Consider the following 26,686-nt stretch of genomic DNA (forward strand, 5'->3'; position numbering starts at 1 on the left):
TCCTTAACGCTTCGGGAAACAGGGAAACTTAGAAAGGTGTAAACGACTGTAAACCGCCCCTGGGGTTTCTTCTGTCAAGGGTTTGAGCGATCCAGAACAGAGTGAGGACGTTTGATCATTGGAAATTTTTAAGAATTCCGTCTATTTTCTGAGGGGATTGGCAATTGCTGGTCTACCCTTGCTGTTGTTGTCAAGACAAACTGACCCAATATTGGCAAGTCACACCAGACCAGACCGTTTCATCTGGCTGAAGCTGTTGCCCGGAAATTAACGCTCTCCTGACCTCGTATTGAGACCCTATAGCCGATTTGTCGGTTTTAAAATAGAGGCAGCTCTTGGCGTTCCGGGCTGGACAAATTGAGTCAAGATGCCTATAACCTATTACTGAAATTGTCGGATATCAGCCCAGACAGCCTATCCCTTGGGCAGAATTTCAGCCGAGATTTTTCCCTTAAATCCCCAGGAGGATAGCAATTTTTCTTCTGTTGAGCAATGACTTTACGGAATAATCACAATCTTCACAAGATTAACCAAAAAAATTTTGTCAAATTGATAAATTTAAGTATATATTATTTTTAGCAGCCCGAAACATACATAGGACTGACTGAATGTTTTTAATGCCAAATGGAGATTTTGTCAAACGATGTCTAAAGCAGCAACAGCACCCCTGACCGGAAAGGCTTTACTTCAAAAAGTCAAAGAACTTTCTCACCTTCCGCGCCGAGAAACAGCAAGACTCTGTGGATATTACAGTGTTACAAAAGATAACCAAGTCCGTGTGAATCTGACGGATTTTTATGATGCCGTTCTCAAAGCACGGGGAATTCCTCTGAGTCCAGATGGTACGGGCGATGGTCGTGGACGCGCCCCAACCTATATGGTCAGCGTTCACAAAAATGGTCAAATCGTCATCGGTTCAACTTATACCAAAGAAATGGGATTAAGGCCGGGTGATGAATTTGATATTAAGTTAGGATACAAACATATTCATCTGATTCAAGTTGATGACGGTGATGAGAAAAATGGCAGTGAAGCTGAAGAAGAGTAAAACACTCGTTTATTGATCGCAACGGGAACATGAATCTCACGGAACTGCTGAATGCAGGTGCGATCATCAAGGTGACTCTATTTTTCTGGGTTTGGGGACTGTTGTGGTTGCCAATTGCTATCGGTACCGCGATCGCACTGAATTGGCATCCGCCTCAACCCTTGAACGAAAAACAAAAGTCGATTTTGCTGGCTTCACTTTATTTGATGGTTCCCTTGATTATCTGGAACATCTCTAAGGTTGAACATCAGTCATTTTTAGATTATGGCTGGGTGTGGCAAGCCCAAACGGGGATTTCTTTAATGATCGGTTGGAGTTTAGCAATTCTCAGCTTAATCGTGTTATTTGGAGTCGAGTGGGTTTTTGGCTGGATGAACTGGCACCCCCATCTTAAACCCACCCCAGCAATCATCGGTACAGCGCTGTCAATTCTATTACTCGCATTTTGGATTAGTACAACAGAGGAATTTGTCTTTCGAGGTTTTGTACAGTATCAACTTCAACAAGACTACGCCATCATCATTTCGGCAGCAATTACCAGTCTGATTTTTGCCGTGACTCACTTAATTTGGCAAGTTCGAGACGTAATTCCCCAACTCCCTGGACTCTGGTTAATGGGAATGGTATTAACCCTTGCTTGTGTCTGCGATCAGGGTCAACTGGGTTTAGCTATCGGTTTACACGCAGGTTTGATTTGGGGAATGACGAGTTTACAAACCCTGGGAAGATTAACCTATAGTCGTCGGGTTCCGCAGTGGGTTACAGGTATCGCCGATCAACCGTTAGCGGGAGCGATGGGAATCGTGATGTTGTTGATGGTGGCAGCTCTATTGTGGACTGTCTACCCTCTCGCTTAGGGCATAATGCCACAGGAGAAGCGATTATGGCAAATCTAGAAGCAGACTCCTTTTCTGCGGTTTACGGCCCGGTTTCCTCTTGGCGATATGGGCGATCGCTGGGTATTGATCCGATTGGTGGGGTGTCAACTTGTTCGTTTAATTGTGTTTATTGTCAACTCGGAGAAATTGAACAGATCACTTGCGATCGCCGAGAATATATTCCCACCTCACAAATTTTAGAGGAGTTAAAACAGTTTACCCCTTGGGATGTGGATGTGATTACCCTGAGTGGAAGTGGTGAACCGACGTTAGCGGTGAATTTAGGGGAAATGTTAAGGGAAATTAAAGCATTAACCCATCGTCCGACTTTAGTATTAACCAATGGGACGCTGTTAAATGATCCTACAGTGCGTTCAGAATTAGCATTAGCCGATCGAGTCTCGGTTAAACTGGATGCCGTTTCGGCGGCTGGCTTAAGACGAGTCAACCGAGCGGATCATCGGGTAAATTTTACGGATTTAGGGGCGGGAATTGAACAGTTTTCGGCGGAGTATCCGGGAGAATTAGGGATTCAAACGATGATCTTATCGGCTTGGGATGAATCCACTGTGGCTGAATATATTCGCCGAATTCAAGCGATCGCCCCAAGGGAAATTCAACTGAATACTCCAACTCGTCCTAAACCTGTTAAACGTCAACTCGATGGACGAGAAAATCATAGCATCACAGAGGATCGTCTTTACGAAGTTCGTCAGTTAAAATGTGTGAGTCCGGCTGTTTTAGAAGCTTTAGCGGAAAATATTCACGCTCAAACCGGGATAAAAGTAAGAACCGTCCATCAAAGTTAATGAAAAATCGCTCAATTTTGAACAAGTTCCATAATTCGATCAAAGCGGAAATTATCAACTAATTCTCGGAGTTCATTGGCGAGTTGTATATTTTCTGGCGGAATTTGATCGATTAATTCATTCGTTAGCACATCGCTACATTGAGCGGCCCCATGATAGAGTTGTTGAATCCAGTCTTGAGACATGACATTTAAAGCATTGGAATCTAAGACAAATTCTGACTCAGCATGATTAGATTGAGTGGAATGTTTCTGATCTGTAGAATTTGCATAAACATATTGTACACCCAAATGCCGACTGATTAAAGTTAGTAGTTCTTCTTCTTGAAAAGGCTTGCGAATAAAATCATCACATCCGGCGGATAAAATCATTTGTCGGTCTTGTTCAAAGGCGCTGGCGGTTAATGCTATGATGATCGTAGGATTGCCATTCGGTGTAGATTTGATATGTTGAGTGGCTTCATAACCATTCATTATCGGCATTCGGATATCCATGAAGATTAAATCCGGTTGCCAACTTGACCAAATCTTAATTGCTTCTTGTCCATTCTGGGCTTCTTTGACTGCAAATCCTATCGAGTGCAGCAATTTGTGTAACAGTAAACGATTGGTGAGTTTATCCTCAACGACTAAAATTCGATAACTTTTTTGCTGAGGTGCTAAACCGATAACTTTTTGAGTCGGATGAACGGGTTCAACGGATGATTTTTCGGTGAGTTTAACCGGAATCTTAAACGCAAAAATACTCCCGACTCCCGGTTGAGAACGAACGGTAATTTCTCCGCCCATCAGTTGGACAAACCGTTGACTGATCGGTAAACCTAAGCCCGTTCCTTCACCAGATTTTAAGCCAGCTTCTGTTTGACTAAAGGCTTTAAATAACCGATCAAATTCAGAAGCTGCAATCCCTAAACCTGTATCTTCGACTTCAAACATCAGGGTGTTGGGTTGGGGAAACTCCAGAGAACTCACGCGCAAGATGACAGTGCCTTTTTCTGTGAATTTAATTGCATTATTTAATAAATTAATCAGAACCTGACGCAGCTTATTCTCGTCTGTTATCACATATTGAGGCACATTAACATCACAATCCAATCGCAATTCTAGGCGTTTAGAGCGGGCTTTGAGTCGCAGCATTTCTTCAAGACTATTAATTAAATAGTGTAAATCAAAGCTTTTTTCGTTGAGTGTGACCTCTCCGGCTTCTATTTTCGACATTTCCAAAATATCGTTAATCAAATTCAGCAGATGTTCGCCGGAATGACTAATAATATCGAGATATTGCTGATACTCTCCAGATAAAGCCGGATCATGGTGCATCAGTTGAGTAAAACCGAGAATTGCATTCAGAGGGGTACGAAGTTCGTGACTCATATTGGCTAAAAATTCGCTTTTGGCTCGGTTAGCAGCATCAGCGATTTCTTTAGCGTATTTAAGTTCTTGGGCTTGCTGTTGAGTGGTGCTTAAAAGTTCAGCTTGTTGAACCGCGACGCCTAACTGAATGCCAATTTGTACCATCATGCGAATTTCAGATTCTTCCCAATGACGGGGGCTATCATTTTGATAGGTGGCTAAGAGTCCCCAGAGTTGAGTTCCGCAAAAAATGGGAACGGTAATATAGGCTCGGGCGTGAAATTTCTCTAATAATTCAATGTAACAACTCGAAAAATCAGTTTTGTAAATATCATTAATACAGAGATAAGTGACGCCCTGTTGATATAAACCCCCTTGGGTTTCTTGGAGATAGGTGTCTTGAATACTGACTAACTGTTGAACGGTGCATTGGGTTTGATTAACTAGATTTTCGATGCTAGCCGCAGAAGCCGTTGAGCCGAGTAAAGCCTGCCATTGGGGAGTCACAGACTCAGCAACAAATTCCCCACTCCAGTCGGGTAAAAATTGATAAATAACGACTCGATGACTGTTGAGGGCTTGTAGGAGTTCAGCCGTGGTGCTACTAAAAATTTTCTGTAAATCTAGGGACTGACGCATTCGTTGCAAGACTTGGGAAAAAGCCCGCTCTCGTTCAGCCATATTTCGCAGGGCTTGTTCAGAACGCTTGCGTTCAGTAATATCGAGAATTGTACCCACCGCCTGGATAATTTGGTTTTGAGCGTTAAAAATGCCCTGTCCTCGCGCTTCAATATGACGGATCAAACCATCAGGTCGAATAATGCGACAATCAAATTCAGTGGCTTTTCCGAACTTCAAGAGTTGCTTAAGCTGACTTCGCCAGAGGGGTCGATCTTGAGGATGAATTTGCTTAATCAGTTGAGTATAACGGGGTTCTCTTTGAGTCGGATCAAGACCAAAGATGCGGAATAATTCTTCTGACCAAATAATCTGGTGAGTCTGAAGGTCTAACTGCCAGTTTCCCACATGAGCCACTTGTTGAGCGGTGGCGAGGCTGGCTTGGCTGGCGCGAAGTTTTTCTTCGGCTTGCTTGATTTCGGTAATATCATTTGCGGTTCCGAGAATTTGTTTGAGTTGTCCAGACTCGCTGTAACTAAAAACGGTATCTCGACTAACGAACCACAGGTAATGTCCGTCTCGGTGTTGGATGCGATATTCTATTTCAAAGACATCGCCTTGACAACCAATCAGCATTTGAGAGTAGTAATCGGATAATCTTGCCAAGTCCTCGGGGTGCATCAAGATTTGAAATAGGGTTTGATCCATTGCTTGAATTTGAGCGGCAGTGTAGCCCAAAAGATCGACAACGGTACGGTTGGTGTAGAGGTTGCGTTGTTGAGAGAGATCGTAGAGATACAAAATTCCGGGGCTAGCATCGGCGATTTGCTGCACCCAGCGCTGACTTGATTGTAAGGCGGCTTCGGCTTGTTTGCGATCGCGGGCTTCGAGAGCTAGAGAGGTCATCTGTGCCAGGTAGCTGGTAAAGTTTTGTTCTTCTATGGCCCAATCTCGGATTAGACTGTCTTCTAAGCTGATCACACCGAGAATTTGCCCTTTGCAGCGAATGGGAACAGTCAGTAAGGCGATCATGGCGTTTTTTTGCAGGTAGACAGTCAGTTGTTGGGTACATTCGTCGGTGTGGGCGTTGGAAGCGCTGATCACTCGTTGAGCGTTAATGGCTTCAAAGTAGGCCGAACATTGCGATCGCTGGAGGGTGATTTCTGTTTTTGGGGCCAGATCGCTTGAGTTGGGGTACAAATAGGCACAATAGAGTTCTGATTGATCTGTGTTATAGAACCAGATGCCGGAACGGGCTACATTTAGGGTACGGGCGGCAATTTGAGTAATTTCGCTCATGGCGATCGCCAGATTTCCCTCAAAAATGCTTTGACTTTGGGCGAGTTCGAGGAGTCCGGTTTGTTGTTTTCTCAGGCGAATTCCACTGGTGAGGATGCTAAATTCGGCGGCGACTCGTTCAAGGATTTCTTGTTCGAGTTCGGCGGTTCGCGATCGCAGTCCGACGGTGGCTTGGTGAACTCGCATCTCTAACTGATTATAGGCTTGATTGCGGGCAATTTCTGCTTGCTGACGTTGAATTTCGGCGACGACTCGGGCTGCAAACAGGCTTAAAATCGCGGTTAGGGTGTTTTCGTCTGTGAGGGGCTTGTCGCTGAGAATGCACAGAGTACCAATGGCTTGTTGTTCTCCATCTAATAGCGGAACACCCAGATAGGAGACGACGCCCAGGGTTTTGAGGATTGAGGCTTGGGGAAATTGCTCTGGCAGGTGATCGTTTAAAAATTGGATTTTGGCGGTTTTGAGGACAAGTTCACAGGGCATCCCAAGCATCTGATATTGGAGTTGGGGTTGGAGTTGTCCGTTGGAGTAAAAAGCGATAATATTCAGTTGGTTTGGGTTTTGAGGGTTGACTTGGGTAATCAGAACGTTGGGAACTTCTAGGATGGTGGCGAGTTGCTTGACTAAAGTCGAAAAGAATTGGGTTCCGGTGACTGCGGCGGTATCGGCGACGAGTTTTTTCAGGACTTCTTCGGTTTTGATGGGTTGCTGAATATTGGCTTCTTGGGTTTTGTCAAGGGCTGTAAACTGAGGTTGGGTGGATAACGTTAGGAGTTTCGGCAGTTTGAGGAACAAGATCCTGGCGGTGTAAACAAACACCAGAATGAAAATCGCTCTGCTGAGTTCAGTAAGCCAGGGGTTAGGATAGCAGAATGTCCAAAGGTCAAGAATTTTTGTGGTTCCACAAGTAAACAGAAAGACACTGATCCAGATGTAGAAGCGTTGATGGGGAAAATCCTGTCGCTGTTGAACCCGATAGAGCATCAGGGCGATCAAATAATAGATCAGAGCAATTAAGGTATCGCCGCCTGCGTGTAATAAAAGGAAGGAAAATTGCTTCTTGGTGCAGAGATCGAGCGGAAGACTTAGAGCTAACTGGTTTTGTACAATGATTTTCCACATGGAAGTTTGTTCAACTGATGATCAAGTGGAGAATACAATTAATTGGCAGGGGTTACACCCTTTTGCCTGGGGAAAAGGCTGACAACTGCACCTATAGCAGAGAAAGAGTTGATTAGGACACTGTTTTTCTGTCGAATCCTTTTATGATAAAGGTTTCAATTCTGTCTCCTGTCTCGGTGTCTCCTGATTTCTGCTATAAATGTGGGAGTCATTAAGCCTATCAATGACGGGTTCTGCTTTTTTTCAGCAGTTCTATTTGTTCTTATTGTCTTTATAAATTGTAGCTTTATCTCCCAGCTATCCGACTTCTCAGGTACAACTAGAGTAAACTTGGGTCTGAGTTAACTGCTGGGTTTACGGCTAGGGGGGTTAATCATTCACCGGATTTTTGTGTATTCTGTTAGAATTGGGAATCTAATCACTAAAACCGCCGGGAGTTGAGTATTAAACTGGAATAGAATGACCGAATTTCCTTCTGTTTAAAAACACTGGTATTGAATTTTTCTCTCTCTGTTCTTCTGATTCTCTTTAGAAACTGGCTCAAACTTTTAAAGTCTTCCAACAGGGCAGAGGCTATCACATATTACGGAAATTGTCAAGCTTGTTTTGTAGTCATTATCAAACAGAAAAATCTGAAATTTATTTGTAAAGAGCTACAAACTTTCCCAACAATCTATGAGAAGATTGTGCCTGTTAAGTGTTCTAAACTCAATCAGAGGAGTCAATCAAGCATTGCTCAAAGGATTACATAAAGGCGATTCTCCAGGGGAGACACAATCGACCTCGCATCACTAGGATATCAAGTTAGATCAATAACCGCTATCCACTTTCAGATAACATTAAATATCGAGTATCATCGTCGAATACTCAGAACCTAAACCATCGTAAAATTTCTTCGTGTGCCTTCTCAATGACAATTGACGAAGTGATACAGGTGCTTAATGCTACCCTGTCGGAATCTTTAACCTCTCTCCAAGAACTCATACTCCGTCAAGCATGGGAGGGAAAAACCTATACAGTAATTGCCAAGGATGCCTTTTACGGAGCCGAACGAATTCGGAAAGTTGCAGCCCGATTATGGTTATTACTGAGTGAAACTTGGGGAGAACCCATCAACAAAACCAGTTTTCGTCAAATATTGGAGTCTCGTTCCTTGACCCTCGCTCAACAGCAGTTGCTCCAGAACCCATCGGACTTTTCGGTAACAAACATTGTAGAATTTCCCAATCGTCCTTTACTGCACAATTCTAGCTTTTATATTCCTCGACCTCCGATTGAGGAACTTGCTTATGGGGAAATGATTCAACCGGGTAGTTTAATCCGCATCAGAGCGCCCCATAAAATGGGAAAAAGCTCTCTGATTTTTTATCTACTGGCTCAAGCGGAAGTGGAAAATTACCAGAGTGTGATTATCGACTTTCAACAAGCGGATCGGGTGATTTTTAGCGATCTCAATAAATTCTTGCGTTGGTTGAGTATGAATGTCACGCGAGAATTAAACTTAGAGTCAAGGATCGATGAATATTGGGATGAAGAAATGGGGAGCAAAGTGAGCTGCACAAGCTATTTTCAAGGCTATATTTTGACTCAAATTCAGTCTCCAATTGTTCTGGCTTTTACCGAAGTGGATCGGGTGTTTGAATTCCCCGAAATAGCCGGAGAATTTTTTCCGTTGTTGCGATTTTGGCATGAACAAGCTCGCAAGGTCAATATTTGGCAAAAACTGCGGTTGATTGTTACCTATTCTACAGAAATTTACCTGCCGCTCAAACTGCATCAATCGCCGTTTAATGTGGGTTTACCTTTAACATTACCCCCCTTTACCCCTCAGCAAGTTCAACAACTGGCTGAACAATATGAATTGACTTGGATGGGGAATACTCAAATTGAACAACTGATGAATATGGTCGGAGGACATCCTTATTTAATTCAGCTTGCATTTTATCATTTGACCTTTCCTGAACATCCTCTCAATCAAAGATCAACTTGGCAATCGGCTGACCCCATTTCCGAGAATGAAACCTCTGATCATCCTCAAAATCGCTTGCAAAAATTGTTAGAACAAGCCTCAACAGAAGCCGGAATTTATAATGATTATCTGCGTCGTTTGCTGGCGATAATTCAAGCCGAACCTCAATTAAAAGCTGCACTTCAAAAGATAGTGGCAAGCGAGATCGGTGTAACGATTGAGTCTATTTTAGCCCATCAATTAGAGAGTTTAGGATTGGTGAATTTAGAAGGCGATCGCGTTCAGATTTGCTGTGCATTGTACCGTCTGTATTTGACCAAACAACTTTTACCCACCTACGGGGAAACTCCCCTCTCGAATTTTATCCCACCTGCTGATATAAGTAAGATTGAAGAATCTTCGGATTCTGAACAGTTAAAAAAAGAGAATCTAGAGTTACAACAGTTATGTAATTTAGACGAGTTGACACAATTGGCAAATCAACGTTACTTCAATAGCTATCTTCAAATGGAATGGCAACGTGCCTCTCGAGATCAAACAAACCTATCCTTTATCTTATGTGATATTGACTATTTCAAAATCTATAATACAATTTACGGCTACTCAGCCGGGGATGATTGTTTGCGGCAAATTGCTAGAGCAATTCGAGAATGTGTTAACCGTCCAGATGATGTTGTTGCTCGTTATGGTGGAGAAGAATTTTCTATTTTGCTACCTCGAACTGATTTGTCTGGGGCGGTTTGTGTGGCTGAAAGAATCCGTGAAAAGGTAAAATCTTTAGCGATTGAAATTAAGAGTCAGAAGTTTGGTGGTTTTCCAGAAGAGTTTGTCACGGTGAGTTTGGGTGTATCTAATACGATTCCCAATGCAGAAGAAAATTATAGAGCCATTGTACAGGCAACTGAACGAGCATTGTATCAATCCAAGAGAAAGGGGCGCAATCGAGTCACTGTTAGTCAGTTTCAAGCGAGTACAGTCAGTTAGACTGTTTAATATTAACGAAAAAACCGGGTGGGTGCTAATGTTTTTCTCTAAGTATCAAGTCGGTGGAAGTCTTAAAAGTGACGATCCCAGCTATGTTATCCGTGCCGCAGACAGACAACTTTATACCGCTCTCAAGTGCGGAAAATTTTGTTCTGTTTTTGAAGCTCGTCAGATGGGAAAGTCATCTTTATTAGTGAGAATGAAGCGAAATCTAGAAGCAGAAGGGTTTTGTTGTATCTCTTTAGATATGAGCAGTATTTCGGGTGAACAAAAACAGGATGAAAGCTGGTATAAATGCTTGTTATTTCAAATTTTAATCGAGTTAGACTTAATTAAAACAATTCAGTTTCATACTTGGTGGGAAAAATATAAAACCCTAACTCCGATTCAGCGATTTCATCAGTTTATCCGAGAAATTATTACCATTTATTTACCTCAAAAAAAACTATTGTTTTTAATCGATGAAGTAGACAGTCTTCTGCGTTTACCGTTTTCTTTAGATAATTTTTTCAGCTTGATTCGACTCTACTACGATCAACGAACGATTGCTCCTGAATACAACCGTCTGATTTTTGCTGTATTTGGCGTAGTGACACCCTCAGATTTAGTCACAGATATCCTTGAGAGTCCTTTTTCGATTGGTACATCTATCGAACTTCAAGGGTTTAAAAGCACAGAAATTCAACCGCTCATCAAAGGATTAGAAGGAAAAGTGTCTCAGCCTGAAACGGTACTAAAAGAAATTCTCTTTTGGACAGGCGGACAACCTTTTTTAACCCAAAAAATTTGTCAGATTCTTTGGAAAATAAGTCTACAAAACCCTAATAAAATACTTACTATTCCCCAGGGAAAAGAAAGATTATGGATTGAAAATATTGTGCAGTCTTATCTTATAAGATCCTGGGAAATCAAAGATGAACCTGAACATTTACGAACGATAAAAAATCGACTAATTTACAATCCAAAGCAAACTCAAACTCTCCTCAAAATTTATCAGAAAATCCTACAGGGTTTAAACATTGAAGTTGATGATAGTCGGGAACAGACTGAACTTTTATTAAGCGGGTTAGTGGCTAAACAGGAAGGATTACTAAAAGTTAAAAATCCTATTTATCGCCAGGTCTTTAACCTAAAATGGGTTGAACAACAACTGACTCATTCTCAAGACTTAGAACTCCAATCTGTTCTCAATAAATCAAGCTTTTCTTCCAGTTGAACTGTTAAGCGTTCAAGTTTTGCATCTGAACTAAGTTGTTGTCGTCCCGTTTCAGCAATTTTTAGCAGTTGTATTCCATAAAGTTGTTCTTGTTCTTGCCAAATTTGACTCAAGTTTGGAAATTGCAGGAAACTATTTTTCCAATGAATTAAAGCTGGAAATGTTGAACGAATTCCCCGGGCATATTTGGGATAATATTTCACCAAGGGAGAAAGAGAATAAGGAGAGTATTTTACACCCATTGAAGAACACCAATCTTGCCATTTAAAGGCTAGAATTCTCGGACTGGTAATCATCGGAATCCAAGGCACCCTAAAAGTATCAGCAATAATTGCACCGTGCATCGCTTCAGCCAGTAAAACCTCTGTTTGGCTAATACTAGAGAAAACCTGATCAACAGAGGCGCGAGGATCAATATAATGAAAGCCAATTTGTTCACAAATCCGTTGCCAGATTTCCCCCGCAAAAGTGGCATGATGAATGTGCGGCATATAGGAATAACGATAACTTTTTTGTAAGGAAGGTTGATATAAACGTCTTGTTAAAATGGCACCATCTGTAATTGCTAAATCGGTTGATAAGCCTAATTTTTTTGCCGATAATTTTCCTCTAACACAGTAAACTTGCCAATTTTTATCTAACGTTTTTAAAGGCTGTTCATAACCCACACCTGTACTAAAAATAATGAACTGTTTGGCTTGGGGTATTCGTTGAGGTAATAGTTGATTTAGTAAGGTTCCAATACCGATAAACGTCGTTGTTTCGTCTTCATCAAAAAATCCGGGTAGGAGTTGGGGCCATAACCAGTTATTCAGTTGATCTCCAAAATTACTAGCTCTATCTTTTCGCTGATAATAAAATAGTTTCATCGTTTAATATTTAATGCTAAAGATGCAATTTTAGACTGTCCTCGATGAATAAACCAAGATAAATAACGAGTTTCGAGAATCATATTTTGAACTCGACGAGGTTTTGAACACCAATCTTCAAAAGCAGGAATGGCAATTTCTGTGAGAAAGTAACGCCACTTTTTGGTAATTCGTTCAGGATGAATTTTTTGTGCTTGTAATTGACCCTTTTCAACTATGTTTTGACGAAAGTTACTATCAGATTTCAATTTTTTTAAAGCGGAAATCAACTCATTCATCGAAGTCACTTCTAAATAATTTAAGTTCGGTTTTCCCTCAGTTTGATAGGCTGACTCATACCCTAAAATAGCAGGAACACCCGCTAACCAAGCATTAAAAAGTTTCGTTGCAGGTTTATTGGTATATTGATTTCCTTTTCCAAAACTACGAATAGCAACCACAGCGTCAACTTGACTGTAGTCATTCCAACGATTATCAATTTTTTCATAATCTGCCCAGTGATTTTGATTAATAATTGGACACCAATTTAAGCCGAGTTTCTCAAGTTTATTTTGCCATTCAATACTAGAAAGTTCAGGTGTTAGATTTTTGATGTGTCCAAAAAAAACAATATTTTTAAATGTTTCTCCTCGTTGATGATCCCGAGGAATTAATCCCGGTTGTGTCCAATGAGGGATATAATATCTGGAGTTTATTGTTGATGCTTCTTGAGGATTTTGTACCACATGAAGTTGAGCGTAGGGATAGGAATTTGATTCAGCTTTGATACAAATAAAAAGTAAATTATTTTGAGGTTTTAGTGATTTGTGAATCGATAAACAGTTGCGATGAACGATCACAATTCCAGACTGAGGTAATTCATCAACTAATTGACAAGGAAAACCATCCGCTTTTAAACGAAGATAAGTTTGCAATGTCCAAGCATAAATTCCTAGACAAAATCCAGCCCAATTTTCATTGATATTTTGAGGAAACTGTTTAGGGAATAAATCACGAGGTATGTAAAAATAGATGCTCGGTTTTTGCATAAATTTATGATACTTTTCTCACAAAAAAATAATAAAAGGGACTCATTAAGCTACTCCAAAAAAATTCTAATTCACAACGAGCTACTAAATCTGTATTGATAATTTTGCGATAAGCCCAGTAATGAACGATAAATTTACGAAGATCGTTCAAAAGATAAATAACCGTAAAAAAAGGCTTTTTCCAAGCTGGAAGTTGCAGCATTCGAGTGTAATAGCGACTCAAACCAATTCCCCGTAAAAGTTTGACGAGATAAGATTGTTGTAAACGATTATTAGGAATATGATGATCAACTTTCATCTGGGGATTGTGCCAAATTTCCCAACTTTTTTTTCTAAAATAAGACAGAATTTCAATATCTTCGCCTTTATTTTGTAAAGACTGTGCTGATACTCCGGTGAAAAAAGGTTTTTCAGGTACGCAGTCTAACCAAACTTGTTTACGAATCACTAAACCCGCACCGGGCGGAAATAACCAACGTTCTAATAAGTCATAACGAAAGGCTTCTTCTCCCCGATTAATAATCGCTAAAAAGCAAGCAATTCGATGAAAGTTTTGCGGGGGGTTCGCCTCATATAACGCTTGAATTTGACTGCCATAGGCTCCCGCTTTAGGATGCAATTGAGCAAACGAATAAGCTGAGTTAACCCAATCATTACGAGGTAAGTTATCATCATCTAGAAAGCCAATTAAAGGGCTTTGTGCTTCCTTAATCGCTAGACGTCGAGCAAATGTAATTCCTTGTTGCCGTTCAAAGCAGTATCTAATTTTAGGAGAATTTTGGGAAGATTCTGATTGATACTTGCGAACCACTTTTTCAGTATTATCTGTGCTATTATTATCAATAACTAAAATTTCCCAAACGAGAGGTTTGGTTGTTTCTTGAGCAAGCAGACGATCTAGAACTTGAGGTAAACGATGTTCTCCGTTATAAGTGCAGATTACCACTGTGAAGTCAAGCATAAGATTCTAAAATCACATCAATAATTTTGCTTGGTGTTGATTGTTTCATACCATAAATTTTTACTGAATGCAATATCAAGATGTCAAGGTATTATTTTTTGAGCATTATCTTCTGTAAAACTTATAGGGTATAGGTTAAGCAGGTATTAAGAAGTAAAAGAGAAAGCGTCACTTTTACCAAAGATTTACATTTATTTTATATACAGGGGGTTTATTTAAAACGATTGGGGTTCGTTTAACCGTTCATCTAAAATTTATGTCTAGCAAGCCAGACACTTGCGCTAGCGAAATTAATTTACAATAGTTTTCAAGCCAATGTTACCCAGTGATTTATTAAGTTATCGCCAACTAGGAGAAACCCTAATTCCCCTGCATCTCAAAATAGACTCCCAAAATTTAGATGTTGCAAATCAGGTAATTTCCTGTTTTCAAGACTCCGTAAATTCCACACAGGGAGAACTCAACCAACGTCTCAGTGAATTTGAAGGAGATAGCCCAAATTATCGCATAAAACGAGGACTTGCTCATTTACTGAAAAGTGGTTTTTGTACGTTTGAAATTATCAGTCCACTCGAACCTGTTGAGTTGCGAGAACAGGTTTTTACCTTAGCCGCTCAAACCATCCCTAGTCCTGAAAATACAGAAAAAACCCTAGAAAAACTGGCTTTAACTTTATCTCAAACACTCAAACGAGAAGTAGTTTTAGATGAAATTAGAGCGGGTTTATATGCCGATTTACAAGAAAATAAAATTCTAACTCAGTTTGATACTCCGACTCCAGAAGCCTTGTTACATCGCTATAATTTATCTCAAGTTCAGGGAATTTTTTATCGAGCGAGTGACATTCAAATTAACGCTTATCGAAATGATCCCGGCGAATATAAACTCTTATTTCGCTATCTAAAATTATTTCAAGTTATGACTTATATTGAAGGAGATGCAGAACATGGTTTTACGCTCACTTTAGACGGGCCAACCAGTTTATTTAAACCCAGTACCCGTTATGGTTTAGCCTTAGCTAAAATGATTCCTGCTTTACTTCATGTGACTCGATGGAGTCTCAAAGCGACTTTACAACAGCGTGATCCTTATAGTCGAGTCTTGCGTACAGGTTATTTTAGCCTGAATTCTGATTGTGATTTAGTCAGTCATTATCCACCAGGAAAGCCCTATGATAGTCTGTTAGAAGAGTCTTTTGCAACTCGTTGGAAATCACTCAAAACAGACTGGAAACTTGAACGAGAAGTTGATCTAATTCCCCTTCCTGGAAGTGTAATGATTCCTGATTTTCGTTTAGTTCATCCCGATGGACGGGTCTTTTTATTAGAAATTGTCGGGTATTGGCGTCCTGAATATTTACAAAAGAAATTTTATCAAGTTCGTCATTCTGACTGTGATAATTTAGTCTTAGCGATTTCCGAACGTTTAAACCTAGAAAAAGCGGGAGTTAAACTGAATAATATTCCCGCTCGGATTGTTTGGTTTAAAGATAAGTTATCTCCTAAAAGCGTTTTAGAAGTGATTGAAAGTTAAGGAAAAATGGATAAATTCACCACGAAGAAACAAAGACACAAAGAGTTGCTTGTGGTATTTTCTGTGTCTAAGAGTTTGTGTTTGACTTCTTATTTTTTGGCGGAACGGGGTCATATCCGCCGGGGTGAAACGGATGACAACGCAAAATTCGTCGAATGGCTAACCAACCGCCTTGCATCACCCCAAATCGTTCAACAGCCTGCATCGCATAGACTGAACAAGTGGGGTGATATCGACAAGAGGGGGGTAACAAGGGTGAGATAAACATCTTGTATCCCCGAATTAATCCTATTACGATTTTTTTCATGGTTTAGTCGTTTTTAATGACAAAATTTTTCGACACAACGGACAAATATTTCGACGCCCATTCCTAATGCTGTTTCATCGAAATCAAATCGGGGATGATGATGAGGGTAGGCTAAATCTTTCTCAGGGTTTGCTGAACCTAAAAAGAAATAGCAACCGGGAATTTCTTGCAGGAAAAATGCCATATCTTCCCCGCCCATTGTTTGACAGTCGGGAACAATTCCGAGTGGGGTTTCGATAACGGTTTCTGCGACACTTTTGACTAAATCTGCCATCTGACTATCATTAATTACAGGCGGATAAAAGGAGTAATAATTCAAGTCATAACTCGCCCCTTGACCCTGACAAATTCCAGCGATAATATCTTCGATGCGTTTGCCAAAAAATCCCGCATATTTGGGGTTAAAATATCGCACGGTTCCGGTCATTTTTGCCGAGTCTGCAATCACGTTATTCGCGTGTCCGGCATGAAATGAACCGACTGTAACAACTGCGGCATCTAACGGGTCAACATTGCGACCTACAATGGTTTGTAAAGCGTTAACAATTTGGGAAGCAACTACAATTGAATCAACGGTTTGATGAGGCATAGCGCCATGTCCGCCTTTGCCTTGAATGGTGCATTCAAACAGTTCTACGGCTGCCATTAATGCACCACTTCTCACTCCGACTGTTCCTAATGGTAAATTATTCCATAAATGCAACCCAATAATCCCATCAACATCAGGATTTTTTAACACTCCTGCTTCAACCATCGGTTTAGCGCCGCCGGGGCCTTCTTCTGCGGGTTGAAAGATGATTTTAACAATTCCTTTGAAGTCTTGGCGATGATGGGCTAAATAATAAGCTGTTCCTAATGCAATTGCCGTGTGTCCGTCATGTCCGCAAGCGTGCATGATTCCATCATGTTGGGACTTATAAGACACTTGATTTTGTTCTTGAATAGGTAAGGCATCTATATCCGCCCGAATCGCTAAAACAGGCCCCGGTTGACCACTATTTATTGTTGCGACGATTCCGGTTTTGGCAATTTCAGTTTGATGTTCGATTCCCCAACTTTTTAATTTTTCAGAAATAAATTCTGCGGTTAACTGTTCTTTAAACCCAAGTTCAGGACGTTGATGAAGACGGCGCCGCCATTCGACTAATTGGGGTTGCAGATTGCGAATCTCTAATCGCAGTTGAGAGAGGTTAACGCTATTGCGGATGGGAACAGTTGAAACCATAGAGCTTTAGGAGTGAGAGTTATTACAGCTAATCACATGAGCTTTTATTATAACCGTTCTCACGTCTCGATGTTAATGTTGAATTTCTCCCCTCTCAGGGCATAAGAGGGGGAACTCCTACCAAATACAATGATTAATTCCCAGAAACTTCAATATTGATGGTTTGTTTTCCAGGATTTTCAGCCGCAATTTCGGCTTCAGCTTCGGCGACTGTATCTTGCCAAAGTTCTCCCACTTCGGCTAAGGTTTTTTGTCCGTTATGATAGAGTTTAACGCCGCTTTTAATACTCGCTTTCGCAACCGTTTTGGCAACCGGAAGTAACAGGGGAACTAAGACTAATGCCCCGACTCCAACTGCTGCTGTTGTCAGTGAAGTTTGTTTGAAGGTTCTTAATAGATGAAGATGTGCCATGATCGATTTCCTCGCTTTATTCAAAGGGATTGAAAACTTTTTTGACTAACTGACGGTTTGAGGCATGGGACGACCCGCCATGAAGTTTAAAAACATTGTCAGCATGGATGACTTAAATCCTGAAAATATACTCGTTTTTTCAGGAACTTTCGGCGTAGAATTGACGGTTTTTTCAGTAACTCTCTGTACAAGTTTCTCAACTTTTACTTCGGGTTTAGCTTCCTCAACAACTGGGGCGACTTTTACTTCAGAAATTGTTGGGACGACAGGGGTTAAAATCTCAGAAAAATTCGGTTGAGTTTCTGCAACTTTTTCAAACAAACGGTTTAACTCTGATTCTAGTATAGCATTATTTTTAAACTGATGAATGATAGTCACAGAAGCGGTTGTGAGATTAATATTAATGTCTTTAATACCCGAAATTTGTTCGGCGAATCTTTCTAAGCGTTTGGCGTAGCGCGAATCTTTTTTAACTTGTGGAACCCGCAATCTGATTCGTCCGGGTGTAGAATGAATCACGGTAATTTCTAGATTTTTTTCTTCTGTTGGCTGAGAATTAGAGCTTAAAAGTGTAACGGCTTTGAGTTGGGGTTTAACTCCATTAATCACTTTAGCCGTGACTTGACTGGTTGCATAGGAAACGGGAAGCGACACCCAGCCGCTAATTCCTAAATGACGGTTTAATAGCATCGCTGCACTCATCCGAATTAACGTTTCAATGATTTCTGTTGAGGGTTGAGGTGTTGCAGTTAATCTCACGGTTTCCGCAGAATAAATGCTATTATTTTCTAACTCACAAGGAGAAGCGGTTAATTGGGCTAAAAGTTCAGACAGGGACAGCTTTTGAGTGTCAAATTTTAAGATTAAATTGTTTGTTTCAGGATGCAAAATAACGCTGTAAATTCCCTCGATTTGTCGCAACTGTTGGGCGATGGTTTCTAAGTGACCCGTGACTTTAATTCGCACACGCCCTGACGTTGCATGAACCACTTCAATTGATGGATGAAAAGGTTGCAGGGTCCTATTGGTCATTTTCCACCTCCTTGGGGAATCTAAAGTAGATGCTAAACTTAACCCCTTGGCGTCAGGTTCGGTTAAGCGAAGGTTAAGTTACGTTATTATTCTAGATTAATCCTTTGGGGTTATAATGACAAGTCTAATCGTTTTTATTTTACAAAAATTTATTTCAAACGTCTATGTGTTGTCTCCTAAGCCTTTTGTAGCAAGGAATTTAGGAAAGTTTTAAAATATCTAAAATCTCCTATTGAGAATAATATGCAATTTTTTAAACAGGGCTTTTTTAAGCAAAATTCAAGGAATAAATCAGTCACAGCTTAAGGAAAACTTTGTTAAACTTTTAATACCGTTGATTTTATTGAGAATAACCTCCACTAAGTTGTTGTGGGGCTATCGGAATTTGCCCTAAAGCACTACAACATTGTTCAAAGTCTATGGTTAGGTCAGAAAATCTATATTTTCCTCTATAGGCTGGTTTTAGATATTGTCACAAAATCAAAAACAGGCTAAGATGAATCCATAGAACGTTAGGAGTTTAACCAATATGCACGGAAGAGGAGGATGTCGTCAGGGCGCCGGACGTCGGGGGGCTTGGAGACATGGGGCGACGCAAACCATTCGAGTACCGATGGCGCTAAAAGACCAGTTACTCGAAATTACGCGACAGTTGGATCATGGAGAGTTGGTGGGGAATTTCCCAGAAAACGACCTACAAGACGTCATCAATCGTTGGCAAGAACAATGTGATGCGGCTTCGCTGGATGCGGTAGAATGGAAAAAAGTGCGTCAACTCTTGGCAGAACTTCAGCAGGTGGTGTTAACGTCAACGGTAGGATGCAGACAAGGGAAAGGTAACCGAGGTCAAGGTCACTGTCACGGACACCATCATGAAGTCGTTGAAACGCCGATGATTTAATGCCAATTTGTTTATCCCCCCTGCTGCTTTGAAAAGGGGGGTTAGGACAGGGAAGTGGTTAGTTTTTAGTGGAAAACTCCCCCATTCAGAAAGGTCTATCATCGGTTATTTTTGAGGCGATCGCTCTTCAAATTTAAATTCTGTTCGCCGCCCTCCTTTTTGAGGTTCCTATCCGATTATGAATGAATTAGAAAACGAATATCAATTAAAGATACTGGATATGGCAGCTAATCTTTGTCTGGATAAAATCGCCACTCCAACGGATGAAAATCTAAGATTTATGGAATCTAACGTTGATAAAATTGTTTGGGACGTGGGCACCCAAATCTATCAACAGAGCGGTTTTAAAGCAGATTTTGCAAGGGTCAGGGATATCATTATTTCTCGCCTTGAAAAGATCAGGCATCAAATTCAGCTTAAAGGGGAACGAAAAGCGGCAGAACAGGCTAAAGGTGAAGCCGAGTTGCGCGAACAAACCGAACGAAAAGCAGCAGAAGCCAAACGTTTAGCCGAGTTGCGCGAACAAGCCCAACGAAAAGCGGCAGAAGCCAAACGTTTAGCCGAGTTACGCGAACAAGCCCAACGAAAAGCGGCAGAACAGGGTAAACGTTTAGCCGAGTTGCGCGAACAAGCCGAACGAAAACGAAAAGCGGCAGAACAGGCTAAATGTTTAGCCGAGTTTCTAGAACAAGCCGAGTTTCTAGAACAATTTGATGGGAATAAAAATAAAGCCGAAATTTTTCTCAAACTGCGATGGGTATTGCTCGAAGAATTAAGTATCGATGAAGAAAAGGTAAATTTAGACAGCGATATTAAATACTATTTGGGTGCAGATTGGGCGGATATGCTACTCCTTTCTGTGGCTATAGAACAGGAATTTGAAATTGAGATACCAGACGATGAAGCAGAAAAAATTGGTCTTCATGGCTACAATTCTTGCAGAGTTAGAGAATTGCTGGATTATATTTATCCGAAGATTAACGACACTACAAAAACAGCAGTGCCAGAAGCCAAACGTTTAGCCGAGTTGCGCGAACAAGCCGAACGAAAAGCAGCAGAAGCCAAACGTTTAGCCGAGTTGCGCGAACAAGCCGAACAAAAACTGGCAGAAGCCACACGTTTAGCCGAGTTGCGCCAACAAGCCGAACGACTAGTCCCAGAAGAAGCCAAACGTGAAGCCGAGTTGAAACCCGAAATTTTTCTCAAAGTTTGAAGGGTATTGGCCGAACAATTAGGAGTCGATGCAGAAGATGTAAATTTAGACAGCGATATTTCAAACGATTTGGATGCAGATGGAATGGATATGCTACAACTTCCTATGGCTATAGAAAATGATGTCAACCCGTGCGATCGGTTAGTTGTTAGTAGCTCTTGAAATTAAAATTCTGTTGGCTGCCCTCATTTTTGGAGTTCTTATCCGATCATGAATGAATCCGAAAACGAATATCAATTAAAGATATTGGATATGGCGGCTAATTTTTGTTTGGATAAAATCGCCACTCCAACGGATGAAAATCTAAGATTCATGGAATCTAATGTTGATAAAATTGTTTGGGACGTGGCAACCCAAATCTATCAACAGAGCGGTTTTCAAGCCGATTTGGCTAGGGTCAGGAATATCGTTATTTCTCGCCTTGAAAATATCAGGTATCAAATTCAGCTTGAAGCCGAACGAAAAGCGGCAGAAGCCAAACGTTTAGCCGAGTTGCAAAAACAAGCTGAACCAAAAGCGGTAGAAGAAGCCAAACGTTTATCCGAGTTGCAGAAACAAGCCGAACAAAAAGCGGTAGAAGAAGCCAAACGTTTATCCGAGTTGCAGAAACAAGCCGAACGAAAAGCGGTAGAAGAAGCCAAACGTTTATCTGAGTTGCAAGAACAAGCCGAACAAAAAGCGACAGGAGAAGTTAAACGTGAACCCGAGTTGCAAGAACAAGCCGAACGAAAAGCGGTAGAAAAGACTAAACGTGAAGCCGAGTTGAAAGCCGAAATTTTTCTCCAACTACGAAGGGTATTGGCTGAAGAATCAGGAGTCGATGAAGAAGATGTAAATTTAGACAGCCATCTTGCAGACGATTTAGGTTTAGATGATACATATGGATTAGAGATCTACGGACTTTTTATGGCTATAGGAGAGGAATTTGAAATTGAGATATCAGACGAAGATATAGAAAAAATTGGTTTTACAGTTCGAGAATTGTTCGATTATCTTTATCAGAAGATTAACGACACTACAGAAATAGGGAAGTTAGAAGCCAAGCGTTTAGCCAAGTTGCGAGAACAAGTCGAACGAAAAGTGGCAAAAGCCAAAGGTTTAGATGAGTTGCGAAAACAAACCGAAGGAAAACTGGCAGAAGCCCAACGTTTAGCCAAGTTGCGCGAACAAGCCGAAGGAAAACTGGCAGAAGCCAAGCGTTTAGCCGAGTTGCGAGAACAAGCCGAACAAAAAGCGGCAGAACAGGCTAAATGTGAAGCCGAGTTGCAAGAACAAGCCGAACGAAAAGCGGCAGAAGAAGCCAAACGTTTAGACGAGTTGCAGAAACAAGCCGAACAACAAGCGGTAGAAGAAGCCAAACGTTTATCCGAGTTGCAGAAACAAGCCGAACAAAAAGCGGTAGAAGAAGCTAAACGTTTATCCGAGTTGCAGAAACAAGCCGAACAACAAGCGGCAGAAGAAGCCAAACATTTATCCGAGTTGAAAGACGAAATTTTTCTCAAACTGCGAAGGGTATTGGCTGAACAATTAGCAGTCGATGAAGAAAAGGTAAATTTAGATAGCCATCTTGCAGACGATTTAGGTGCAGATGGACTAGATGGATGGGAACTTAGTATCGCTATAGAAAATGAATTTGAAATTGAGATACCAGACGGTGAAGCAGAAAAAATTGGCTTGTTCTCATATTATAAAACCAACAGTTCTCCCAATAGACTTTGGCTGGTTTCGACATCAGAGAGCTTTCAACTACCAAATTATTGCCCTCCAACTCTCACAGTTGGAGAATTGCTCGATTATATTTATCAGAAGATTAAGGACACTACAAAAACAGAATAGAATCTGTTCTGCGTTCTGATAATCCTCCAACTACAGCAATGGTGTCCCACAAACGAGCAACTTGTCAACCCTTGCGATCGCTCTTATCGCAGTGGGTGGGGGTCGAGAGGGGTTGGGGGAAAGCCCTAAAACCGGGGAATAAATTCCCCGTCTAAAAACCAAAGTCCTATACGCTTCGGACTTTATGTATTAGACAGAGATTTTAATCTCTGGGGGGTCTGGCGGGTCTGGCGGGTCTGGCGGGCTTCTTTTTAAGGGGGGCAAAGGGGGATAAAACCTTAAGAGAATCCTGAAATTGTCAATAACCTTGTGTTTTGATCGCCGCCTGTGCTTAAATAAGAATCTGGGGAAAAATCAGCTTGCGATCGCCATAGAATGAAATCTGTACAAGCGAAAAGTTTCTCCTGATTTAACGCAGGTACTTGGCGGAGGATTATAAAATGTTAACTCAAAATCAGGGTCGGTTGGCAATTCTTGAGCGGATCAGAACGGCTTATCAAAATAATCCGACTCGAACGATTGCAATTGGGGTGGGAGTATTGGTGTTGACTCCGGCGGTGATTCCCTTACTCAAACCTGTTGCAAAAGCAGCCATTAAAGGCGGCGTTTCAATGTATGAAAAAACCAAAGCAGCGATCGCAGAAACCGGCGAAGTATTCGGAGATATTGTCGCAGAAGCTAAAGCCGAAGTCGCCGCCGAAACTCAACAAAAATCCCCACAAAAAACCGCCTATTTAGCCAACACCAGCACCCCGAAAAACTAAGTAATTTTTTCGGCAGAATGAGTCGAATTATTGTCGGGATTCAACCCATCTTGTTCGAGGTCTGTCCAGGTTTGTTTGCTTTCGTTATACAGGGATAACCCTTGTTTAATGGCGGCTTTTAGCAAGGGTCGTCCTAACTTGGTTGCAGCCGGAACCACAATAGTTCCGAAGACAATTACCCCAATTCCGGCTAAGGCGAGTTGATTGTTAGCGTTTTCGTCTTCGAGAATTTCTCGCAAGTGCAACGACAAAACAGATCGATCCCAATGAATTAAAGACATAGTTCCTCCAATGGTATTTGACCAATAATTGAACACCAAAAATTGTTAATTTTAACTCGAAGTTGAACTTCCTTTTTCAAGCTGATGTTGAACTAACGGACGCAAACTATTCAACCCCGCAGCGATCGCCGAACCGTTGTGAATTACAGTAGCAATTAATGGGTTTAAACCCACTGCTGAAGCCAACCCCAAGGCAACTAAATTCGGCCCAATTACCAGTAAAGTATTTTGATCAATTAAAGTGCGAGTTTCCTTGGCAATGGCGATCGCTTGTAGTAAACTACTAATATCATTATTCATCAACACCACATCGGCCGTTTCCCTCGCGACATCGGAACCATCTTCAAAAGACACCGACACATCGGCATAAGCCAAGGCGACCGAATCATTTAACCCATCGCCAACAAACGCCACCGTCCGCCCAGACCGATGTAAATCTCGAACGATTTTAGCTTTTTGTTCCGGGAAGGCTTCGGCGTGAACTCGTTTTGAAGGAATATTCAATTCATCTGCTACTAAGTCCGCCCGTTGACGACTATCTCCGGTTAACAAATGAATCTCCATTCCGTAGCGATTTTGTAATTCTTCAATGAGGTCTAAACTTTCAGGACGCAACGGGTCAGCGTATTCTATCGCCCCTTGCAATTTACCATTACAAGCGACATAAATTAACGACATCCAAGCCGAATTCTCTGCCGTTTCGCTTTGGTCTAATCCTTCTAAACTAATCCCTTCTTGAGTGAGAAATCTTCCACTTCCCACTAACACCTTTTGACCTTCTATTTCCGCCCGAATGCCTAAACCGACTTCATAATTCCAATCAACTCGAGGCGGAATTTCTATCATTTGTTCTTGGGCATAACGGACAATGGCTTCTGCGACCGGATGAGTGATTCTTTGTTCGCTGGCTGCTGCATATTTTATCACGTCTTTGGCAGACATTCGGCCGGAAATGGTTTTCACATTAACCACTGAAATATTTCCTTGAGTGAGGGTTCCCGTCTTATCAAAAACAATGGTATCGAGTTCGGCTAATTGTTCTAAAGTTCGACCACTTCTAACTAAAATACCATGTCGGGTGGTGTGGTTTAAGGCTCCTAAAAAAGCAGTGGGAATAGACACTCGAATTCCGGTGACAAAATCAAGGGTTAAAATAGAAGCGGCTCTGGCAGGATCACGGGTTGCGGCGAAGACAATTCCTGCTAAAATTAATGAAGGCGTAATTAAGCGATCGGCTAAATTTGCAGCGTAATTTGCCATGCGAGTATCGTGAACAGGCGCTTTTTGTAATAGTTCTAAACTCGCCGCAGCCCTGGTTTTTTTGCCTATTCGTTCGGCTTTGATGTGGAGATTTCCTGAGCGAACTAAAGTAGAGGCATAGACAAAGGTGCCGTTTTCTGCAACAATAGGCATGGATTCGCCTGTGAGTTGCTGTTGATCGACGACGGCTTTTCCTTCGGTGACGATGCCATCAACGGGAATTTGTTCGCCGGGATAGACGAAAACGATTTCTCCGGGTTGCACTTGGTCACTGGGAATGGATTGTTTTTCGCCTTGTCGTTCCACCCAAGCAAAGCGTCCGATGGTGTCGAGTAGGTCTGCGGTTTGGTGTTCGGTTGAACGGGCGGTTTGTTCGCGGATGACGTCGCCGAGTTCGTGGAGGGTGAGAACTAAAGCAGGAGTCACGAGTTTTCCTTGCGCTCCTCCCAAGCTTAACGCTAGTAAGTCTAAGCAGTCAATATTCAGTTTTTGCTTGACAAATAGGCTATAAAATGCACGTTGAGCAACGGGAAAGGTGACGAGCGCCAGAGAACCCCAAGCCAGAGGACGTAACCAAGCTAAACGAGTTGAACTGCTGAGGAGGGCGAGGAGGGTTGCACCCGTTGGGGCGAGTAAACTGGACCATTCTCCTTCGTTGTCGGGTTCGTTGGGTTCGGGCTGGGGGGAGTCGGAAATATCTTCTACAGTAATTGTGGTTCCGGCTTGTTGAATTAAAGCTGATAATCGAGAATAAATCTCAATATCGGGAAAGTCTAAATGTTGATAATGAATCGCAATAGAAGCCGCAGAACGGTTAATTCTAACTTGAATGACTCCGGGTTCTGACTGCAAAACCTTCTCTAGAGTTTGGGCATAATATTCATCAGAACTCAGACGATAAACGCGAAATCTTACCCGTCCGGGTACGGCATGAACGATATAGGGTGCCGGTTCAATAAAGCGTTCTGATTCTATTATCGCCCCATTGGTGGCAGCAAGAGAAATTAATTTACCATTAGTCAGTGTCATCTGAAGTTACCCCTGATGGTGTCGTTTCGGGTGAATTTGCGGGGGTTTCTGGGTTGAGGGCGGTTTCAATCAAATTCATTAAACGCATTCCCAGTTCCCAATCACTCACGCCTTGAGCGTTATAATTAATTGTAATTGAAGCCGCAGCGCGATTAATCCGAATATTGGCAATTTGTTCTTCTTGAGAGAGTAATTGTTCAAGACGTTGGGCAAAATCTGCATCGCTAGCTAAACGGGGAATTCTTAAGCGAATTCTTCCCGGCATTGAGTGAACAATTGTATATTCAGAATCTTGATTATTTTCAACTGAATTTGTTGTGGTTTCCGCTTCATTTGTAACAAAATGAGACTGTTTTTTAAGATGTGTCAGGATTTGACGCATCAGACTGGCAATGATTAAATTGGCTAAAAGAGCTTGGGCGCCGCGCAGTTGAAAGCGGGAAGTCACAACTATCCCAATAACCACAGGCAAAATCGCCTCAATTTCCCCATGTTCTTGCAGGAAATCAGCAATGCGAGTCTCTGTTGTTTGAATGGGAATAGCGCTGACAAAATCTGAAGATGTTGTGGTCATATTACTTTAACCCTTCTCGCTCAATAATTATATCATCACCCAAGAAGTTGTTTCTCTTTTTTTAAGTTTTGTTTTTCAAAGATGAGATTTAGACCCCAGAAAGATTAAACCTGCTATACAGTGGTTTCGTCCAAACAGTTGATCGGAGTAAACCTCTGGAAATTCT

21 protein-coding genes are annotated in these 26,686 nt (G+C 41.5%); 10 read left to right on the forward strand and 11 right to left on the reverse strand.

Annotation, left to right across the window (positions count from 1 at the left end; translation table 11 throughout):
• The first annotated feature begins 643 nt into the window (after positions 1-643).
• Genes VB836_RS08310 through VB836_RS08320 form a run of 3 tightly spaced genes read left to right on the forward strand, consistent with a single transcriptional unit; the run spans position 644 to position 2,735 of the window.
• Entirely contained in the window at positions 644-1,048 is a 405-nt protein-coding gene (locus VB836_RS08310; protein ID WP_046281187.1) for an AbrB family transcriptional regulator, read from the forward strand.
• Between the two features lie 29 nt (positions 1,049-1,077).
• Positions 1,078-1,905, forward strand: a complete 828-nt coding sequence (locus VB836_RS08315) for a CPBP family intramembrane glutamic endopeptidase (protein WP_323218897.1) — start codon at positions 1,078-1,080, stop codon at positions 1,903-1,905.
• Between the two features lie 26 nt (positions 1,906-1,931).
• On the forward strand, positions 1,932-2,735 hold the full coding sequence (locus VB836_RS08320; protein ID WP_323218933.1) for a radical SAM protein: 804 nt from the start codon (positions 1,932-1,934) through the stop codon (positions 2,733-2,735).
• Between the two features lie 11 nt (positions 2,736-2,746).
• Here the strand turns inward: VB836_RS08320 and VB836_RS08325 are convergent, their stop codons facing one another.
• A complete protein-coding gene (locus VB836_RS08325) occupies positions 2,747-7,126 on the reverse strand; it encodes a GAF domain-containing protein (RefSeq protein ID WP_323218898.1) in 4,380 nt (1,459 codons plus the stop codon).
• 910 nt (positions 7,127-8,036) lie between these two features.
• On the opposite strand from VB836_RS08325, the gene VB836_RS08330 reads away from it, so the two are divergent.
• Together VB836_RS08330 and VB836_RS08335 are read left to right on the forward strand one after the other, a co-directional pair.
• Positions 8,037-10,079, forward strand: a complete 2,043-nt coding sequence (locus VB836_RS08330) for an AAA-like domain-containing protein (protein ID WP_323218899.1) — start codon at positions 8,037-8,039, stop codon at positions 10,077-10,079.
• A 37-nt stretch (positions 10,080-10,116) separates the two neighbouring features.
• Positions 10,117-11,295, forward strand: coding sequence for an AAA-like domain-containing protein (locus tag VB836_RS08335; RefSeq protein WP_323218900.1), 1,179 nt, complete (start codon positions 10,117-10,119; stop codon positions 11,293-11,295).
• On the opposite strand, the gene VB836_RS08340 is transcribed toward VB836_RS08335, so the two are convergent.
• The 3 genes from VB836_RS08340 to hpsE are packed head-to-tail and all read right to left on the reverse strand — an operon-like array spanning position 11,241 to position 14,153.
• Positions 11,241-12,164 carry a polysaccharide pyruvyl transferase family protein gene (locus VB836_RS08340; protein WP_323218901.1) on the reverse strand — a complete coding sequence of 308 codons (924 nt, stop codon included), beginning with the start codon at positions 12,162-12,164 and terminating at the stop codon, positions 11,241-11,243. The two genes, VB836_RS08335 and VB836_RS08340, sit on opposite strands and share 55 nt — an antisense overlap.
• A complete protein-coding gene (locus VB836_RS08345) occupies positions 12,161-13,192 on the reverse strand; it encodes a hypothetical protein (protein ID WP_323218902.1) in 1,032 nt (343 codons plus the stop codon). Before VB836_RS08345 ends, VB836_RS08340 begins: the two co-directional genes overlap by 4 nt.
• Positions 13,193-13,196: 4 nt before the next feature.
• A complete protein-coding gene (hpsE, locus tag VB836_RS08350) occupies positions 13,197-14,153 on the reverse strand; it encodes a hormogonium polysaccharide biosynthesis glycosyltransferase HpsE (RefSeq protein WP_323218903.1) in 957 nt (318 codons plus the stop codon).
• A 315-nt stretch (positions 14,154-14,468) separates the two neighbouring features.
• On the opposite strand from hpsE, the gene VB836_RS08355 reads away from it, so the two are divergent.
• Positions 14,469-15,686 (forward strand): DUF790 family protein, encoded by a 1,218-nt coding sequence (locus VB836_RS08355; RefSeq protein WP_323218904.1) that lies wholly within the window; start codon positions 14,469-14,471, stop codon positions 15,684-15,686.
• A gap of 67 nt (positions 15,687-15,753) precedes the next feature.
• Here the strand turns inward: VB836_RS08355 and yidD are convergent, their stop codons facing one another.
• The 4 genes from yidD to VB836_RS08375 form a co-directional block, all read right to left on the reverse strand.
• The gene (yidD, locus tag VB836_RS08360) at positions 15,754-15,993 is read right to left on the reverse strand and encodes a membrane protein insertion efficiency factor YidD (RefSeq protein WP_323218905.1); all 240 of its coding nucleotides are present in this window, start codon (positions 15,991-15,993) and stop codon (positions 15,754-15,756) included.
• A gap of 13 nt (positions 15,994-16,006) precedes the next feature.
• Complete coding sequence (locus VB836_RS08365) at positions 16,007-17,218, reverse strand: M20 metallopeptidase family protein (RefSeq protein ID WP_323218906.1); 1,212 nt, start codon at positions 17,216-17,218, stop codon at positions 16,007-16,009.
• Between the two features lie 133 nt (positions 17,219-17,351).
• Positions 17,352-17,630 carry a DUF5132 domain-containing protein gene (locus VB836_RS08370; protein WP_323218907.1) on the reverse strand — a complete coding sequence of 93 codons (279 nt, stop codon included), beginning with the start codon at positions 17,628-17,630 and terminating at the stop codon, positions 17,352-17,354.
• Positions 17,631-17,675: 45 nt separating this feature from the next.
• Positions 17,676-18,662 carry an HMA2 domain-containing protein gene (locus VB836_RS08375; protein WP_323218908.1) on the reverse strand — a complete coding sequence of 329 codons (987 nt, stop codon included), beginning with the start codon at positions 18,660-18,662 and terminating at the stop codon, positions 17,676-17,678.
• Positions 18,663-19,191: 529 nt separating this feature from the next.
• Here VB836_RS08375 and VB836_RS08380 point away from each other — a divergent pair.
• The 4 genes from VB836_RS08380 to VB836_RS08395 all read left to right on the forward strand — a co-directional run bounded on the left by VB836_RS08380 (position 19,192) and on the right by VB836_RS08395 (position 23,376).
• Positions 19,192-19,563, forward strand: coding sequence for a hypothetical protein (locus tag VB836_RS08380; protein ID WP_323218910.1), 372 nt, complete (start codon positions 19,192-19,194; stop codon positions 19,561-19,563).
• Positions 19,564-19,741: 178 nt separating this feature from the next.
• Positions 19,742-20,776 carry an acyl carrier protein gene (locus VB836_RS08385; protein ID WP_323218911.1) on the forward strand — a complete coding sequence of 345 codons (1,035 nt, stop codon included), beginning with the start codon at positions 19,742-19,744 and terminating at the stop codon, positions 20,774-20,776.
• Positions 20,777-20,986: 210 nt separating this feature from the next.
• On the forward strand, positions 20,987-22,612 hold the full coding sequence (locus tag VB836_RS30485) for an acyl carrier protein (RefSeq protein ID WP_323218912.1): 1,626 nt from the start codon (positions 20,987-20,989) through the stop codon (positions 22,610-22,612).
• 440 nt (positions 22,613-23,052) lie between these two features.
• Positions 23,053-23,376 (forward strand): DUF5132 domain-containing protein, encoded by a 324-nt coding sequence (locus VB836_RS08395; protein ID WP_323218913.1) that lies wholly within the window; start codon positions 23,053-23,055, stop codon positions 23,374-23,376.
• On the opposite strand, the gene VB836_RS08400 is transcribed toward VB836_RS08395, so the two are convergent.
• Genes VB836_RS08400 through VB836_RS08410 form a run of 3 tightly spaced genes read right to left on the reverse strand, consistent with a single transcriptional unit; the run spans position 23,373 to position 26,520 of the window.
• A complete protein-coding gene (locus tag VB836_RS08400) occupies positions 23,373-23,657 on the reverse strand; it encodes a hypothetical protein (protein WP_323218915.1) in 285 nt (94 codons plus the stop codon). The two genes, VB836_RS08395 and VB836_RS08400, sit on opposite strands and share 4 nt — an antisense overlap.
• Positions 23,658-23,708: 51 nt before the next feature.
• Positions 23,709-25,946 (reverse strand): heavy metal translocating P-type ATPase, encoded by a 2,238-nt coding sequence (locus VB836_RS08405; protein WP_323218916.1) that lies wholly within the window; start codon positions 25,944-25,946, stop codon positions 23,709-23,711.
• Positions 25,933-26,520, reverse strand: a complete 588-nt coding sequence (locus VB836_RS08410) for an HMA2 domain-containing protein (RefSeq protein WP_323218917.1) — start codon at positions 26,518-26,520, stop codon at positions 25,933-25,935. Before VB836_RS08410 ends, VB836_RS08405 begins: the two co-directional genes overlap by 14 nt.
• Between the last annotated feature and the right edge of the window lie 166 nt (positions 26,521-26,686).

The sequence above is a fragment of the Limnoraphis robusta BA-68 BA1 genome (assembly GCF_034932365.1).
Taxonomy (GTDB): domain Bacteria; phylum Cyanobacteriota; class Cyanobacteriia; order Cyanobacteriales; family Microcoleaceae; genus Capilliphycus; species Capilliphycus robustus.